We start from the raw sequence: 16,734 nt of genomic DNA, 5'->3' as shown, positions 1-16,734 counted from the left end.
CTCGCAAGGCACGCGGACGTCCGGCGGATTCGGTTCGCTGGCCGACAATCGGCGTGCCCTGGCGGGCAAGACCGGAGACGCCGCGGCGCCCGATACTCGATCACACACCGGTCGAGGAGGAGCTAGCCATGGCCACACGCCTGTTCATCGACGGACAGTGGACCGCCGCGGGAGGCGGGTCCCTGCCGACGTACGATCCGGCCACCGGCCAGGTGATCGAGGAGGTCGGCACCGCGTCGGCCGCCGACGTCGACGCCGCCGTCGGTGCCGCACGGAAGGCACTGAACGACCCCGCCTGGGCGGGACTGCTGCCGGTCCAGCGGGCCGCGCTGCTGTTCAAGCTGGCGTCGCTGGTCGACGAACACCACGAGGAGCTGGCCGCGCTCGAAACCCGCGACCAGGGCCAGCCGATCGGGATCTCCCGCCAGGTCAGCGTCACCGGCGCGGCCGAGCACCTGCGGTACTTCGCGGGCTGGGTCACCAAGATCCAGGGCACCACGAACCCGGTGTCCTTCCCGGACACGCTGCACTACACCCGCCGCGAGCCGGTCGGGGTGAACGCGCTGATCACGCCGTGGAACTTCCCGCTGATGATCCTCGTGTGGAAGCTCGCGCCCGCACTGGCCACCGGCAACACCGTGGTGATCAAGCCCAGCGAGGTCACGCCGCTGACCAGCATCCGGCTGGTCGAGCTCGTGCACGAGGCCGGGTTCCCGCCGGGCGTGGTCAACCTGGTCACCGGCGACGGCGCGGTGGGCGCCCTCCTGAGCAGGCACGACGACGTCGACCACCTGTCCTACACCGGGTCGACCGCGGTCGGGAAGCTCATCACGGCGGCCAGCGCGGAGTCGAACCTCAAGCGGCTCACCCTCGAACTCGGAGGGAAGGCGCCCAGCATCATCTCGGGCGACGCCGACATCGACGCCGCCGTCGCCGGCAACCTCGCGGGCGCGACGCTGAACAGCGGTCAGGTCTGTGCCGCGTACACCCGGTTCTTCGTGGACCGCAAGCGTGAACAGGAATTCGTCGCGAAACTGGCCGCCGGGCTCGAAGGTCTCAAGCTCGGCCCGGGGCTGGACGAGTCGACGCAGCTCGGGCCCCTCGTGTCCGCCAAGCATCGCGAGCACGTGGACTTCCTCGTCTCCACCGGCAGCGAGCAGGGCGCGGAGCTGGTCACCGGCGGCAAGCCCGTCGACCGCGACGGCTACTTCTACACCCCGACGCTGTTCGCCGGCGTGGCCGACGACATGACGATCATGCGCGAGGAGATCTTCGGCCCGGTCCTCGCCGTGACCGCCTACGACGATCCGGACGAGTTGCTGGCGCGGGCGAACGACACCGAATACGGGCTCGCGGCCACGGTGTGGACTCGCGATCTCGGCGTCGCGCAGCGGTTCGCGAACGGCATCCGCGCGGGCGCGGTGTTCGTCAACATGCCGCCGATCCCGGACATGGCCGCGCCGTGGGGCGGGTACAAGGCGTCGGGCTGGGGTCGAGAGATGGGGCCGTGGGCGGTCGACGCGTACACCGAGATCAAATCAGTCTGGCTGCACTACTCGTGACCGCGGGCGACGCGGTGAACTCGACCGCGATGAGCAAGTCGCAGATCGCCTATCACTGGATCAAGGCGAGGATCGACGACGGCACCTTCTCCCCCGGCTACCGCCTCGTGTTCGGGCAGATCGCGCAGGAGCTCGGCGTCAGCACCGTGCCCGTGCGCGAGGCGGTGCGGCGGCTGGAGGCCGAGGGGCTGGTGACCTACGAGCACAACATCGGCGCGCAGGTCGCGATGGCCGACGAGAGCGACTACCAGCACACCATGCAGACGCTCGCGCTGGTCGAGGGGTACGCCGCCGCGCTGGCGGCGCCGTCCCTCCCCGATGAGGCACTCGACCAGGCCAAGGGACTCAACGCGGAGCTGACGGCGTGTCTCGACAACTTCGAGCCGTCGCGGTTCACCGCGCTGAACCGCGACTTCCACCGCGTCCTGTTCGGCACCTGCCCCAATCCGCAGGTGCTCGATCTGGTCAACCGCGGCTGGAACCGGCTGGCCGGGCTGCGCACCTCGACGTTCAGCTTCGTCCCCGGCCGTGCGCACGAATCCGTGCAGGAGCACCAGAAGATCCTCGACCTGTTCGACCGGAACGCTCCGGCCGGAGAGATCGAACTGGCCGTGCGCGAGCACCGGCTGACCACTTTGGAGACCTTCCTGGCCTGGCGGCATCCCTAGACCGGGACCGTCTCCGGTGGCGGGAAGGCGTAGAAACGCACGGAAAGCTCCTTCTCACCCTCCGCCGGACGCCGTCGGCGATGGCAGTACCGCGTGATCAGCTCGCGGTACTCCGCGTCCAGTTCCCGGAATTCCGCCTCGGTGAGCCGTGCCGAAGTCCGCTGCGCCGTCGCCCACGGGCCGAACTCGTCGCGGTGCTCCGCCGCCCAGGACAGCAAAGCGACCTCGTTCGCGTACTTGGCGTCGAGGAACGCGGTGACCCGCTCGCGATCCTCACCGTCGTAGTCGTCCGGCTTCGGCTCGCGCAGATCCTGCGGGATCGGGATCCAGTTCCCTTTCCGGTCACGGCGCACGAAACCGTTGTCCTGCAAGGTTTTCAGACACTCGTCGACTTCGGCGCGTGCCAGCCCGGTCCGGCGCGCGACGTCCTCCTCGGCGGCGGGAAGCGCGCGCGTCACCAGGTGGTAGCGCGGGTCCTCGCGCATCGCGATGTCGGTCAGGTTCACCAATCGCTTCGGCAGCGCGTCACCCAGCAGCCGGCGCGCGGCGAAGGCCAGGACCACGGCGACCGGGATCTCGACGAAGACGGCGAGCGCGACACTGGTCCATCGCTCGGACGACGTCCAGCCGAGCATGACGTCGAACCACGCGTCGCAGCACAACATCGCGGCCGTCGCCGACAGCAGCGGCACGGCAGCCCGCCGCCGGCGCATCCCCAGCCACGCTCCCGCCGCGAAGCAGAGCAGGAGCGCGACGTCGAACCCGACCCAGGCCGCACGCCACTGCCCGGTGTCGTACCGGTCGGGCAGGGTGTGCGCGAGGTAGACGGTCCAGGGCACGAGCAGGACCGCCGCGCCGGCGAGCACCGTCAGGAGCATCCGTCGGATCATGATCACGACGTTAGAAGCGGGCGGCGGTGGGGACATCCGGGCTTTCCCCTGGTCCGTTCTCGGGGTCCGGCCGCGTCAGCGCGGCAGCGAAGCGCCCCAGACCAGGAACCAGACGGCCACGGACGCCATGAGCAGCCAGCGAGGCGCGGCTCGGCTCCCCGCGAGTTTGGGCAGCCCGTGATCGGTGACCTCCTGTATCCGGTCGACGAACCTCATCACCACGCCGCCGTAGTCGTAGAGCACCTGCGGAGGAACACGGCCCGCTCGCCGGAAGGCACGGCTGAGCGCCCAGTCCGGCACCAACAGGACGAACCGCAGGCCTTCGGCGGCCTTCCGAGCAGGCTTGCGCAGAGCGTTGCCCGCCCACGGCATGACGTACGTGACGACAAGCCACGCGATGAGATAACCGAAGGCGGCCGCGTAGGCGAAGCCGAGGACGATCCTGAACCACAACGCGAACCCGAGCCGGTCGGCGACCTCGTCGAGCAGACCGAAGAGACCGCCGATCAGCGGCAGGTCCGAAATCGGGTTCACGGGAACGTCACCAGGCATCGTCTTCTTCGTCGTCATCGTCATCGTCGTCGTCCACGCGACGGCTGACGACCTGCGTCGGTGGCTTTTCGTCGACCGCAGCCGGTTTGCGCGCGGCGAGCGGATTGACGTCGCCGATGTGGCCCGAGACCGTCTTGGCCGCGTCGTTCATGATCTCCTTGACGTCGTGGCGGTTGACCAGTTTCTCCTTGATCAACATGTCCAGGACGTCGCGCGCCTTCTCCGAGTTCCTGTCCTTCTCCCGCAACACCAGTTCGATCACGGCCTTGGCGTCGTCGCCGTGTCCGGAAAGGACCATGGCGAGCATGCTCATGTTGTCGTTGTGCAGAGCCTTGGCGTACATCTCCATCCGCTGCTGCTTCAACGCGAGATCGTTCTCCTCCCTGAGCATCGACAGTTCCCGCTCGTGAGCGGTGACCCGCAATTCCTCCAGATGCCTGCGCTGTCCGATTTCGGGATCGATCAGCACCGAGCAGCGTTCGATGACCAGTGCCGGCGACACGACGATCGGCTTGCCTCTGTAAGCTGCGTTGATCTCGGCCTCGGCCTGCGCGTTCTCGGTGAGCGAGAATTTGCGGGTCACCGTGCGCAACTGCCCCTCGAGAGCACGCTGCACTTGCCCGACCGGATCACTCAGCCCCGACCGCACGGCGATGATCGGGTCGGAAACCCGCCAGCTGACGTTCACGGTGGCGGGGAAGCGAAACGCCTCCTCCTTGGAGGGCAGTTCGAGCGGGAACACGTCGTCGTGCGTGGTCAGGTCGACGGAGTACATCTCGCTCGGCGTGCCCAGCCAGACCTCGCCCATGGTCATTCTGTTGACCGCGAGTTCGTACGTACCACGCCTGGTGAGGTAGACGATGGCCGTGTGCCCCGACGAGACCGGATTGACCTTGCGCAAGCTCGCCCGGTTGACGTCCAAGGTGCGCACGATCTTGCCCTCGTCGGCGGGCTCCTCGGTCATTTCACGATCCTTTCGTCGAAATGGAGCAACAGCGTTCGTACGGTCCCGGCAAGGTTTCGCTTCATGGAAGCCAGGTATTCGAGATGTTCGCGGATGCTGTCGAGCTCGCCGGATTCCCTGCCCACGTCGTAGAGGAACCGGGCAAGTGGCGCGCGGAGGGTCTGATCGCGCCGCGACCGCCGCACCCAGTTGTTGATCCGCGCATAGCCCCCGTGCATGAATCCCGCCGCGATGAGGACCCGGCCGAACAGGGTGAGTATCTGCTCGCGTTGCACGGCGTCCTGATCGGCCACCCACAGGAAGATCGGCCACTCTTCGGCGCTCTCCACCACTTCCACGTCGTCCAGGAAGCGTGAGATGTAGATCAGCGCTCTCAGACCGGTCTCGCGTCGCTGCGGGAACTTCTCGTCCGCCGTCCAGTTCAGCAGAGCCCGCAACACGGCCGGTCGTTGTTCCGTTTGCCGGAAGAGCCGGCAGATACTCTCGCCGATCATGTAGGAAAGGATCAAGTCGTCCTGCCTCGCCGCGTATTTCAGCAAAGACAAGACCTTCTCCGTGCTCATCGCCTCAGTGGTACCCAGAGCCTGTGCCGCGGTTCTCCGCAACACCATGGGCATGGTCGGCTTCTTTATCCAGTCGGTGAGCAACCGGTCAATCAGCCGGCTGAGCGCCGGGTCCCTGCTGGGTAGCTGCAATGCCGCCGCGGCCGCCCATCGCGGATCGTAGCCGTCGGCCGTCGCCCAGGCGCTGATGATCTTGCTGTAGATCGAGGGAAAGTCGTAAACGCTCAGCAGGCCGACGGCCACCGCCGCGCGCATACTCAGCCGATTGTTGTTCTGCTCGCCGAGCTCGGTGAGCCATTCCCTGACTATCTCGAATTCCTCGCTGTACTGGGCACAGATGTGATCGAGCAGCCACCGCGGGAATCGGTCGTCGTTGAATCGAACCTTCCGGACCGCCACGTCGCCGTACTTCAGTTTCAGGGTGTCCTGGACCACTTCAGCCCTGGCCGCCTCGAGTCGTTGGTTCAGCGAGGTTTTGAACAGCGGCTTGGCCCGGTCGAAGCGACGCGGGATCTCCACCGCCTTGATCCGCTTGGCGAGTATGGCCGCCGCGTCGGACACCAAGGTCACCGTCTCGTTGTTGAGCACCGCCAACGCGATTACGAACGCTCGCTGCTCCGGGTCGGATTGTTCGTCGAACCACTCCAGAAAACTGGCCTGGGTGACCCGGGAGTACCGCTCACGGACCCGTTCCAGGTCGATGCGGTCGTGTGCAACCTCCACCAACAAGGCACCGAGTTCAGCGAGTTCACGCGGCGGAACGTCCTCGGTGATCTCGGCGATGATCTCCTTTACGTCGGGGCGGGAGAGCAAAGCACCGGCCGTGCTCGCAACGGACGATCCCCGGAGGCCCCACTCGACATGCCGGGTCAGCAGGGTCTGCGGCTCGATGGTGCCGAGCTCGTCGATGACGAAGTCGCCGACCTCCCGCGCGGGAAGAGGCACCGTTTCACCGACGATGACGATCATCATGCAGCCCTTGTCCCGCATCAGCTGACTGAGCTTTTCCGCATGGAACAAACGGAGCCCGGCCGCTTGGTCAGGGTCGAGTGATTCGAGCAAGTAGCCGTGGGAGTCCTCGAAATCGTCGGCTTCGAGCGCCTTCAGCCTGGTGTCCGGATCGAGCTTACGCACCCCGGTACGGCACGTCTCATCGAGCAGACGCAGCGCGGTCGTCGTCCGGCCGGAGCCACTGCGCGCCCTGACGAAGACGATCTGACGCGCCACCAGTGTGTCCTTCAATCGTTGGTAGCCCGCAGGCTCCACAAAGGATGCACGAATCCGGTCAAGCAGTGTCGACGAGACAGGTCCACTGCGTAAAGTCGCCTCGAAACGGCCCGGAGCACCGGACGTATGATTGTCACCGAGAGTGGCGACCGACGTGGTCCCGATGAAGATGTTGTTCGTACCCGTCCCGCCCAGCTGCAAGCCACCGTCACCTAGCAAAGCCCGGAGGGCTTCGTCGAAGTTGTGGTTCACCTCTTTCCAAGTCGCCGGGTCGGTGTCTTTCTTTTCCGCCTCCGGCGCACTTTCCTGGGCCTCGCCCGGGGGTGTCGGCTCGACCGCCGGTTCCGGTGTCGTTTCCGGCGGCGGAGTCGGCTCGGATTCCGGCTCTTGTGACTCCGCCCCGCTCTCGTCCGGCCCTTCCTCCGGCGTGGTGTCTTCTTCGTCAGCCATTCGGGCCCCCGTAGAGGTTGTCGCCGAGGTGGTTGACCGAGGTCTGACCGATGAAGGTGTTGGTCGTCGTCTTGCCCGGGGTCTCCCGCTTCGGGTCCCCTGGCACCGGAGGCTTCGGGTAACCGGGCACCCGCAGGAAGAGCGCGCTGCCGTCCGGCTGCGTCACCTGCCGATAGCTCGCTGCGCCGGCGTGTCCCGTCCGCAGTACGTGGTCATGGACGCGTTGCGAGGCGACCACCACGCAGTCACCCCTGGGCGCGGCGGCCAGCGTCTGGTCCACGACGGCCGCGGTGACCGACGCTTCGGTCATGGTGATGTCAAGGCAACGAAGGCCGTTGCCTGTGGGTACTTCGCCTTCGTGTACCCCGATTCTCAAGGTGGTATCGGATAAGCGGGCGAGCCGCTCGTCGCCGATCGATTCGAGTGCGGGCACCACTTCGGACATCACCTCGGAAACCGTCCTCTCCGAGAGCGGGATCACCGTCGTGGACCGCGTGGCGGTCGTCGACCGCAGATCCGGCGGTACCTCGACCCGGCAGCGGGTCAGGGCGAGTTCAAGGATCCCGTCCAGGCCCAGATCCGGGTTCTCGGTGGCGAGGACCAAAATGGTCCCCTTGACCGTCTTCAGGCCCGGTGTACGTCCCATTTTCGCGATGAGCTTCCGCACCAGATCGGCGGGCGAAGTGTCCCTGGCGTCGACGTAACCGATGGTTTCCCGGAGCCCCGGGATCTTCGTGTCGTCGAACCTGACCGGCAGGATGTACGCCTCCGCACTACGAAGGGCTCGTGCCTGCGCGGAGACGCGTTCGTGGTTCGGCCAGACCTTGCGCGCGAAGTCCGCGGAGGCGAACAGCAGACAGAACCGGGACTGGTAGTTGTAGACCTCGTCGAGATGTGTGTAGGTGTCCTCGCCCCACATGTCCACGGTCTTGTACTCGTCGAAGAAGACGTCGACACCATCTGCTTCGAGCAGCTCGGCGACTTCCCTCGCGTACTCACGTTGCTGACCGGCGAAGGACAGGCAGACGTCATACCGCCGCTCCGCGGATCGATTGTGGTCGATCATTCCCATACTCCTTGGTATCCGGATCAGCCGACGTCGCCGACGATCTCGGTGACGGACGATTCCTCGATGAGTGGCTCGCAGGCGAACAGGGCCAGATCCGACCAGACGATCGGCGGAGTCGCGTCGAGTCGTGCCGAATGCGCGGTGACGGGTTCCTCGGCGAGATCCGGCGAGCCGATCGGCGTGGAGGTGGCCGTGTGGTCCGCGCCCAGCGCTTCCGGCAACCAGACCTGGGTAGCGTTCGCGACAGCGCGGTAGCCGGACCCCGCGTTCCAATACCGGGTGTTGAACGTGCCTTCGCTCGTGGCCTGAAGCCCGGTGAAGAAGGAGATCACCGAGGTAGGTTCACCGCCGACCGGAGAGACGGTCGGGAACAGCTCTTCGAGCCGCTGTCCGGGAAGTTCTTCGATGACGTGGGCGCGAATCTCCCCGACGAGGATCTCCTCTGCCAAGCCCTTGCGAAGGTCCGTCCACAATGCCCGGCGGGCGGCGGGTTCGGTATCCGGATCCGGCCGGGGATCCGCTTTGTCGAGGCCCCTGTCGAACTTGAGCGCGGACATCGACTTCGCGACGGTTTCGGCGTACAGACCGGACGTCCAGCCGCCGGTGAACGTCCGGCCGCCGACGATCGCGGTGAGTCTTGCCAGCGTCGATGGGTCGATCTCGGCCGTGGCCAGCCCGAACGCCCACGGCCGGGACAGCGCCGCGAGATCCACGGGTGTCACGGTGGGCATCGCCGCACCGCCGCAGCCGGAGTGCGTGACCATCGCGATAGTCATGGCCACCTCCTGATACTCGGCACAGGCGGTCGTGAGCCGGATCAGTTCCGCCGCCTCGTGTTCCGCCGCACGGTGCGCGTCCTCGTAATCGGTGGTGAGCCGGACGAACCCGCGCGCGTCGGACAGCCACAGCCGGAGTCCGTAGGTCATGACGAACGTCGAACAGACGACGAAGCCACCGGCGGCCCCACCGGCGAGCAGCGCGGCCTGGGACCAGTCGAGCCTTTCGGCGAAGCCGGCGATCAGGCCGCCGACGATCCCGGTGAAGGCCAGTACGCAGACCACGAGCCAGGCCCACCACAGTCGCTTCGTCAGCGTGAAGCTCGCGTACATCGCCGGCGGTGCCTCACGCAGGCGCTTCAACGCGGTCAGGAAAGCGTCCTTCGCGGCGTTCGCGTCGTCGAGCAGGCGGGTACCGATACCGGAGAGCAGTGAACCGGGCCGCTCGTCCTGCCATTCCCGCAGTGGCTTCTCCGAGGCGGGCGGAGCCGGGCTGATCGACGCCGGGGCGAGAACCTCGCGCCGTGCGCCGGAAAGCGGTTGCGCGCACCCCTCAGGGAGTCTTCCGGCATCGGCCAGGCCGAAGGCGAGCTGCCGCAACCGTGTCCACTCTGCGGAAAATCCGCCTGGCCTCGCGTGCCTCGCGACGTCGGAGAGCAGTGCCCGGGCCAGATCCACCGTACCTTTGGTGACACTCAGATCTGGCAGGATTCCCATGTCCAGTTCTCGGTCGTCCAGCCCCACCACGGCGCCGGTTTCCGCCGCGACCCGAAGTCGCTGAGCGAACCGTCTGACCCGGTCATGGGCCCCGTCGACGACCACCGAGCCGAGCGCTTCGCGCAGTTCGGCGATCCGGCCGAGGATGAACAGTCCCAGCAACCGGAGTACCTGGCCCGGGGTGATCCGCAGAAGCCTGCGACCCCGGCCGGAGTACGGCGTACGACGAACCCGTGCTCCCGGCCCGTCCAGGTACTCGACGAGGGCGCGCTCGACGATCCCGTCCGGATCCGCGGCGGGCACGGCGTTCGCGCGGAGCGCCACCCATTCCGGGTCACGGCGGTGCGAGAGAATCGTGCGCACGAGTTCGGCGGCGATGCCATCACCACGCAGCGCCCGTGCGTGTGCGCGTACCAGTCGAACGCGGGGTTCCTGGTGACCTGCACCCGCGACGTCGTCGTCGAACGGCGCATCGTCCATTCCCGGCCACATGCCCCCGATCGTGGCGACCGCGAGCGCCGCATGGGCGGCCAGATCCTCGGCTGTGTGGATCTCGCGGCTGGTGTGCAAAGGGTCCACGCCGTCCTGGTCCACCACGACCGCGGTGGTGTCCCACCGGTTCGACAGCACCGACGGGGACACCTTCGCCACCCCGGTCGACGGCACCAGAACACCCACTGTGGACAGTCGCTGGCCATGACCGAGATGACGCTCGATGAGGTCCTTGACCCGCAAGGAAAGCGTGACCGAGCCGGAGTCGCTGTCGCTCCCGGTCGAAGTTTGCAGGCAGAGCAGGCGCACCCGGTCGTACTTGACCGCCGCCAGCGCGTCGAGCAGCGGGACCGGTTCGCTGTCCTGATCGCTGCGGAGCACCCGATGTCTGCCCTCCCTTTCCTCCTCCCACCACAGGAACGGCCGGAGGAGGCCTGCCGCTCCCCAGGCCAGCAGCACATCTCTGGTTTCACCCGCTCCGATGACGACGGTGATGCTCCGCACCGGATCACCCCACATCGGACGGGTCGATGGTTTCACCGTTGATCACGGCATCGTGGAAGACCGCGAGCGCACTCCAGATGTCCTCCCGGATCTCCCAGGCACGGGAGACCCCCAGCGCCGACGCGGCGTTGAGCGGCAGATCGCGGAACGAGTCGTAGTGGTCTTGATACTTCTGCACGTACCGGAGCGCGAACTTCACCCGGTCCTCCGGTGAGTCGTGCCTCGTTCCCGCGACGTCGGGTTCGGGCATCGGGGCGCCCGCGCCGGTCAGCCCGTCCTCCAGCCAGCGCGCGAGCTCGCCCTTGTCACTCAGTTCGTCCTGCCGCTCCAGCGACTCGCCGAGCTGGATCAACCGCTCGTACGGTGCGGAGTCGGCCACACCGACCACCGTGAGTGCCGTGGACTCGAGCACCGCGGGCAGCCACTCGTTCAACTTGCGGATCTTCTTACCCAGCAAGGGGAAGGGAAACTTCGCGTACCCATCCGGGGTCCACACCCCGGTGGGCGCGGTACGCAGGTCCCCGCCCTCGCAGGTGATCTGGTTGAGAAACCGCGCCAGGAACCAGCCACGCACGATGGCGCGGCGGACGGCGGGAGGGCACGGCACGAACCACGGCAGCCCTCTGGCCCGGCGCCAGGTCCAGAAGCCCGCCATGTTCGGCTGGCTCTTCTCCTGTTGCCACTGTGCGGCGATCGGACGTGTGAGCGAGGAGATCACCGCGGGCTGCACCGGCGCGTCCAGGAAGGTGAAGATGTCGATCCGCTCGGTGTCCCGCGTTCCGAGCAGCTGCCCGAAATCGGCGTCGCTGTGCGAGGCGAAGACCTTCCGCGCGGCATCCTGCCCAGGATGACCGTTCGGGAACGGCAGTGGTGTCATCACCTCGCGGTAGCCGAGGGACCGTTGATGCACCCGCATCAGAGCGGGTGCGTCGATCGCGATCAGCGGGCGCGACAGCTTCACCGCCTGTGCCAGTAGGTTCCGGAAGTTCTCGAGTCGGTGTTCGTGTTCCTGACGGCGGTCCCCCCGTTCGGCCAGGTAGGTACCCAGAGTCTGGCCGAGATGCCTCGCCATCGGTGTGTCCGGCCGCCGGATCCAGTCGCGTGCCCGGTCCCGCAACGCGGTCAGGGCGAGCCCGGTCTTGAATTTGGCGGCGGACGGGCTCTGCGTCTGCCGGAGCCTCGCGTCGCGAGGCACCCAGCGCTTCGTGGTTTCGATTGCGCGTTGCCCCTGTCCGGAGATCACCGCACCGCGCGCCCGTACGAGTGCGTTGCCGTCGTTGTCCTCGTTCGATTGCGCACGCAACAGCCGGGTGAACTCTTCGGGGTACGAGCTCACCCGTTCCAGCACGAGTTCGTTGCCCGCCGGGTAGTAGGAGCCCGGAACCGGTGCGTCCTCGACCGGCCAGCCCGGCACGGGCGACGGTTGGACGGACGAACCCGCGCGGTCGGCCTGCAAACCGTCGAGACCGCCGACGAGTGCCATCCTGAGCGGATCGAGCAGGTTGTCCCCGATGTCGCGGATGAGCTCGATCGCCAGCTCGTGCACCAGCACTTCGGTCCGGTTGTGGAAGCAATCGATCGCCGCGTCGACCGCCTGCGCCACCTTGGGGTGGTCGGCGGGCAGTGTCGTCGTGCCGGCAAGCGCCGCGCTGACCCGGCTGTTCATCTCGGTGACCATGCGTTTCTGACTGTTCAGTTCGTCGACCAGCTCTTTGACGACGATCTCGGTCAACTCGGTCTTCACCTGCCGGAGCACGTCCACCGCCACCGGCCCGCCTTCGGCCGCGAGCAGGTCCGCGGTATGCGTTTCGATGACCTTTTGCAGATCGCGGGTCCACCCGGTGGTGGCTTCGCAATAGCGCGCTTCGCAAGCGGTGAACTCCGTCGTCCACTGTTCGGTCATGCGCTCGGTCACCCGCTTGGCCACCAGCCGCGCGTCGGCTTTCGGCGGCCACTGCGCCCGCACCGTGCCGAGCAGCTTGGGCCTGATCTGCGCGCGGACGTCGTCGCGAGCCTCGTCGCTGCTCAGGCCGCCCCTGATCGCGTCGAGGATGTCGTTGCGGTGCGGTCCTTGTTCGTCGAGGCCGCAGGTGGAGAGGAAACCCCGGACCGACACCTCCACCCGGTCTTGCCGCGCCTTCTCCTCGTTGATCACCTTTTCGTCGGCGAGACGCCAATGACCGGAGAGCACGTGCTCGATGGCTTCCCTGGTCAGCCGGTCGGTGCTGTACCCGGCGAAGCGGTCCAGCCCGATGCCGACCGACGCACAGCCGAAGGAACTGAGCGGGACTTCCGTCTTGTCACCGGTCAGGCCCGTCCGATCCGGCCCGTTGGCCCGCGACGCCCAGTTGCCGACCTCGTAACTGGAGAACCTCGACTGGATCTCCGGGCTGGTGGCCCATACGGTCATCCCGCGGGCGACCGCCTCGTAGACCTCACCCTGGTCCGAGTAGTTCACCTGCCCGTTGGTGCGGCCGATCAGGTACGGGATCCGCGGTCCGCGGGTGGTGATCCGGTCCACCGCGGCCGCGCCCGCCGCGCGCAGGAATGAGAACTCGTCCTGCGACGGCGCCTCGCCGTTCCAGCGTCCGTTGAGCAGTTCGCAGACGGTGGCCAGCGCGTTGGGGTTGATCCCGGCGCGGTCGGCGGGCGACAGCTCGTCGAAGACCTCCGGCGTGTACATCACCGAGACCAGGCGGCCCTGCACACTGGGTTCGAGCTGTCCCAGCATGTCGCAGACGTCGAGGAACAGCCCGGAACCCGAGCCTCCCGCGAGCGAGGTGACCACCACGACCTGCGTCGGATTCTGGCTGGGCACGCCGTCCCCGGTCAGCCGCCGGCACACCTCGCTGAATTCCTCGTTCGCCTGTTCACTGTGGAGCGCGTTGACCGCGGTGCGGAGTCGTTCGTGTGCCGCGGCCATCCGGGCGCCGAGGATGACGCGCCCCACCGCGCGGAACCGGCCGCCGCCGGACTCCGGGGCTACATTGCACTCGTCGGGGTCCGGCCGCCATCCGGCGGTATGCCGGACCACGGCGTCGCTGCGGGCGCACAGCATCTCGTCGACGTCCCGGTAGGTCAGCCCTTCGACCGCCAGTCCGACGTAGTCGCTGGGCGGCAACAGCGGGATCCGTTCCGGCCTGCGGTCCTGTTCGAGCGGCACGTCGATGTGGACGAGCTGCCACGCGGCTGGCATGCCTCCGTCGTGACCGCGTTCCGCGAGATACTCGAGCAGCCTGGCTCGCAGCATCCGCAGCGTCACCCCGCCGGATCCGCCGACGCCGACGACGAGGAACTTCTGCAACATCACGTTCTCCTAGCAAGTCATTTGGGCGGGATGAACGGTTCCGGTTCCGGCTCGGCGGCCGGCACGGGACCGGCTTCCGGAGGCTTGATCCGGTCGGCCGAGTTGCGGACCTCGGCGGGTACTTCCGTTTCGACGTCCACCAGCAGCCGCGCGAGCTTCGTCCCGATGTGGAAATCGGTCACGAACAGGTGCAACGTCGCGCGGAGCGGTCCCTGGCTCTCGGGAGACACCTGGTCGACGACGAGCACCCAGGTCTGACCGAGGTCGAAGTCGACGCGGCCCCAGTCGGCCTTCTTCCGCCCACCGCCCGCGGCGGTGAGGACGCCGGCACCGCCGGCGCGGACGGTTCCGTGGGGCAGGGCCCACGGCAGCACCGGGATCCGGCGTCCGAAACTCAGCACACCGGATGTGAACGCCTTGCATTTCTCGCTGGGAGCACCGTCGAGATAGCTGAACGACTGCACGTCCAGCACTTCCCGCAGGGGTCTCGCCGTCGCGGCGTCACGGACGTCGATGCTCGTGACCTCCACCTCGCGTTCGGCATGGCGGATCTGTCCCGGATCGAGGTACCGCGCGGACCATCGGTTCAGCAGCCACAGCAACACGAAGGGCAGCAGCACCCCGCCCACGACGATCAGGACGAACAGCGTCCATTGCGTGACGGCGTCGGGCGCGCGGTCCATCTGGAACCGCACGGGGACGGTCAGTTCGCGTGGGGGTTCACCATCCGCGCTGAGTGTCGCGATGAATTCGCCCTGTGCGACTCCGCTGCGCACGTTCTCCGGCGAAACCTCGACGGCGATCTGTGTCCGTTCGCCTGGTCCGACGCGCACGCAACGTTGTGGATCGGTGGCGTCCGGGGTGAACCGGGTGGTCATCTCCCCGGTGTTCGGTGGGGTCCGCGTGAACCGGGGCGCGAACCAGACACAGCCCTTGCCGCCTCGTCCGCCGGTGATGGTGAGCGAGCCGGTCGTCGTACCCCGGTCGAGGATCGGCGGCAGGTCCAGTGCGCCGGTGACGGTGGGATACGCCGACGGCGGTTTGACCGTCACCTGCCGTGTCACCGCGCGCGGTTGCAACCGCAGGCCGGACGCCGTCACCACGTCCAAGGTCACCTTCAACGTCGCGACCGAGGAGACCGTGGTGTCAGGCATCGTGAACCCCGCCGTATAGGCACCTGCGGCTCCGGGAGTCACCGGGATTCCCACCGGTTTGCCCTGCGGATCGGTCAAGGTGGCGGTCACCTTGGCGGAGCGCACGAAATCCGCGGGAGTCCGCGGCGATCCCGCCGTATCGGTCACCCGGATCTGGAAATCGGTGCGCTTCCCCGCCTGGAACTCGGGTGAGGCCGGTTCGATCGCGGGGATCAGTCCGCCGAACACGGTCAGTTGTGACTGTGCGATCGCCGCCGGATTGGCCCCACCGGTGTCGACGAACCGGACGGTCCAAGTGCCCACCCAAGCCGGCGACCCCACCGGTAACCGCCCATCGACGACCAGATCCGCCGCGGTCAGCGCCGATACGGTGAGTTCAGCCCCGCCGACGGTGAGCGGACTTCGCTGATCGGCACTCAGCCGGACGGTGTTCCCGCTCGGCGGGGTCACATCCACCGCGATCCCGGGGCCGCCGAGCTTGAGCAGAAGGTGGAATTCGCGAAGGGACTGATCGAGTGCGAAGCGCTGAGCGCAGCGTTCGTCAGCCGGTGACGCGGGCGCGCACACACTGACCGGCTGCGGAGGCGGGACGGGAGTGCCACCGAGCGCCTGCGCGATCGCCGAGTCGAAAGCGCTGCGCAACTCCTCGAGACCACCGACGGCCACGTAGTCGCCGGGCGGGTCGTTAGACTCGCCGCAGCGGGTTCCCGGGGCGTCCCGTTCAGCGATGGACTGCAGAAATCCTTGTTCGCGGGTCGCCAGTCCGAGGGCGACGATGGCTGTGCCGGCCTCGCGAAGCTGGTCGGTCAGCTGCCCTGGTCCACAAAGGAACTCCTTGCCACGAGCGATGATCCCGTCGAGGTCCATGCGGCTCGCGTCGCGGCCGTACGGCCGATCGACGTTCTTCGTGGTCAGCTCGTACATCCCGTCGGTGAACAACAGCAGAAGACGGCAGGGTGGCTGTGTACCGCTCGCGGCGTCCTTGCGGACGAACTCGTTCTGCGCGCCGAGCAGCGCCGTGGCGAAGTCGGTGTCGTTGGCCGTGTCGCGTTCGGCGAACCCCTTGGCCTGCCCCTCGAGATCGCCGATCGTCGAAGGGTTCAGCTCACGCCATGGACCGGCCGCGAAGGACGTACCGAATCCCGCGAGCTGCACTTCTATCGATTTCTTCGGCGTCGTGTCGCCGGTCGAGCCGTACCTCGACAGGGTCCGCAACATACTCACCAGCGCGTCGACCCGATTCGCGTCGGCGTCGGTGCTCTTGAGGCTCTTCGATTCGTCGACCAAGGCCAGAACGGCGAGTTTCCCCCGCGCGGAGAAACACGAAGCGACCTCGCTGTACGTAGTCGCCGGACCGTTCTGCGCGGAGGCGTCACCCACCGGCGAAAAGGTCGCCAGGAGCACGACCAACACGACCGGTATGAGCCGAGTGAACCGGAACATCAGCGCACCGCCAATTCCGTGGCGATCGACCAGGCGTGTGCCCCGGAAGCGATGATTCCGCCCAGCAGCACCGCTGACCAGCCGAACCGGGCTGAAGTGGACGACAGGTACACCGCGTTCGGCGCGGTGCGCCGACTCGTGTCGACCTTCATGAAGATCGTGATCAATCCCGCGCAGACCACCGATCCCAGCAGGTAACCCGTCAGGTGGCTGCCGAAATCGCCGAAGAGGAGCAAGATGTACGAACCCGCCACCGAAAGAACGGCCAGCAGCAGGATGGCCATGGGTGGCTTCTTCTCCTGCCATGAGTCGGCGTATTCATCGTTCATCGCGGACAACCATCCGTTTCCAGTCACCAGGCCGGGCCACCACATAGTCGGTTACTCCGAACGCCAC

Annotated in this window: 11 protein-coding genes; 2 read left to right on the top strand and 9 right to left on the bottom strand. The window is 67.1% G+C overall.

Annotated features, from left to right (window positions below):
• Window positions 1-128 precede the first annotated feature (128 nt).
• Window positions 129-1,562, top strand: a complete 1,434-nt coding sequence (locus AB8M46_RS27015) for an aldehyde dehydrogenase family protein (RefSeq protein ID WP_394362064.1) — start codon at window positions 129-131, stop codon at window positions 1,560-1,562.
• Entirely contained in the window at window positions 1,559-2,230 is a 672-nt protein-coding gene (locus AB8M46_RS27010) for a GntR family transcriptional regulator (RefSeq protein WP_081975771.1), read from the top strand. Before AB8M46_RS27015 ends, AB8M46_RS27010 begins: the two co-directional genes overlap by 4 nt.
• Here AB8M46_RS27010 and AB8M46_RS27005 read toward each other — a convergent pair.
• The 9 genes from AB8M46_RS27005 to AB8M46_RS26965 all read right to left on the bottom strand — a co-directional run bounded on the left by AB8M46_RS27005 (window position 2,227) and on the right by AB8M46_RS26965 (window position 16,667).
• Complete coding sequence (locus tag AB8M46_RS27005) at window positions 2,227-3,120, bottom strand: helix-turn-helix domain-containing protein (protein WP_394362063.1); 894 nt, start codon at window positions 3,118-3,120, stop codon at window positions 2,227-2,229. The two genes, AB8M46_RS27010 and AB8M46_RS27005, sit on opposite strands and share 4 nt — an antisense overlap.
• Before the next feature lie 75 nt (window positions 3,121-3,195).
• Window positions 3,196-3,696, bottom strand: coding sequence for a hypothetical protein (locus AB8M46_RS27000; RefSeq protein ID WP_394362062.1), 501 nt, complete (start codon window positions 3,694-3,696; stop codon window positions 3,196-3,198).
• On the bottom strand, window positions 3,662-4,636 hold the full coding sequence (locus AB8M46_RS26995; protein WP_394362061.1) for a hypothetical protein: 975 nt from the start codon (window positions 4,634-4,636) through the stop codon (window positions 3,662-3,664). The genes AB8M46_RS27000 and AB8M46_RS26995 overlap by 35 nt, the downstream gene beginning before the upstream one ends.
• A complete protein-coding gene (locus AB8M46_RS26990) occupies window positions 4,633-6,876 on the bottom strand; it encodes a hypothetical protein (protein ID WP_394362060.1) in 2,244 nt (747 codons plus the stop codon). Before AB8M46_RS26990 ends, AB8M46_RS26995 begins: the two co-directional genes overlap by 4 nt.
• Window positions 6,869-7,942, bottom strand: a complete 1,074-nt coding sequence (locus AB8M46_RS26985; RefSeq protein ID WP_394362059.1) for a toll/interleukin-1 receptor domain-containing protein — start codon at window positions 7,940-7,942, stop codon at window positions 6,869-6,871. Before AB8M46_RS26985 ends, AB8M46_RS26990 begins: the two co-directional genes overlap by 8 nt.
• Before the next feature lie 23 nt (window positions 7,943-7,965).
• Window positions 7,966-10,434, bottom strand: coding sequence for a hypothetical protein (locus AB8M46_RS26980; protein WP_394362058.1), 2,469 nt, complete (start codon window positions 10,432-10,434; stop codon window positions 7,966-7,968).
• A gap of 4 nt (window positions 10,435-10,438) precedes the next feature.
• Window positions 10,439-13,741, bottom strand: coding sequence for a tubulin-like doman-containing protein (locus AB8M46_RS26975; RefSeq protein ID WP_394362057.1), 3,303 nt, complete (start codon window positions 13,739-13,741; stop codon window positions 10,439-10,441).
• A 17-nt stretch (window positions 13,742-13,758) separates the two neighbouring features.
• The gene (locus AB8M46_RS26970) at window positions 13,759-16,338 is read right to left on the bottom strand and encodes a hypothetical protein (protein ID WP_394362056.1); all 2,580 of its coding nucleotides are present in this window, start codon (window positions 16,336-16,338) and stop codon (window positions 13,759-13,761) included.
• Window positions 16,338-16,667 (bottom strand): hypothetical protein, encoded by a 330-nt coding sequence (locus AB8M46_RS26965; RefSeq protein ID WP_394362055.1) that lies wholly within the window; start codon window positions 16,665-16,667, stop codon window positions 16,338-16,340. The genes AB8M46_RS26970 and AB8M46_RS26965 overlap by 1 nt, the downstream gene beginning before the upstream one ends.
• Between the last annotated feature and the right edge of the window lie 67 nt (window positions 16,668-16,734).

Source organism: Amycolatopsis sp. SB7-3, from assembly GCF_041021335.1.
GTDB lineage: Bacteria > Actinomycetota > Actinomycetes > Mycobacteriales > Pseudonocardiaceae > Amycolatopsis > Amycolatopsis japonica.
Note: the sequence above shows the minus strand (reverse complement) of the source record. Positions and strands in the feature narration are given on the sequence as shown.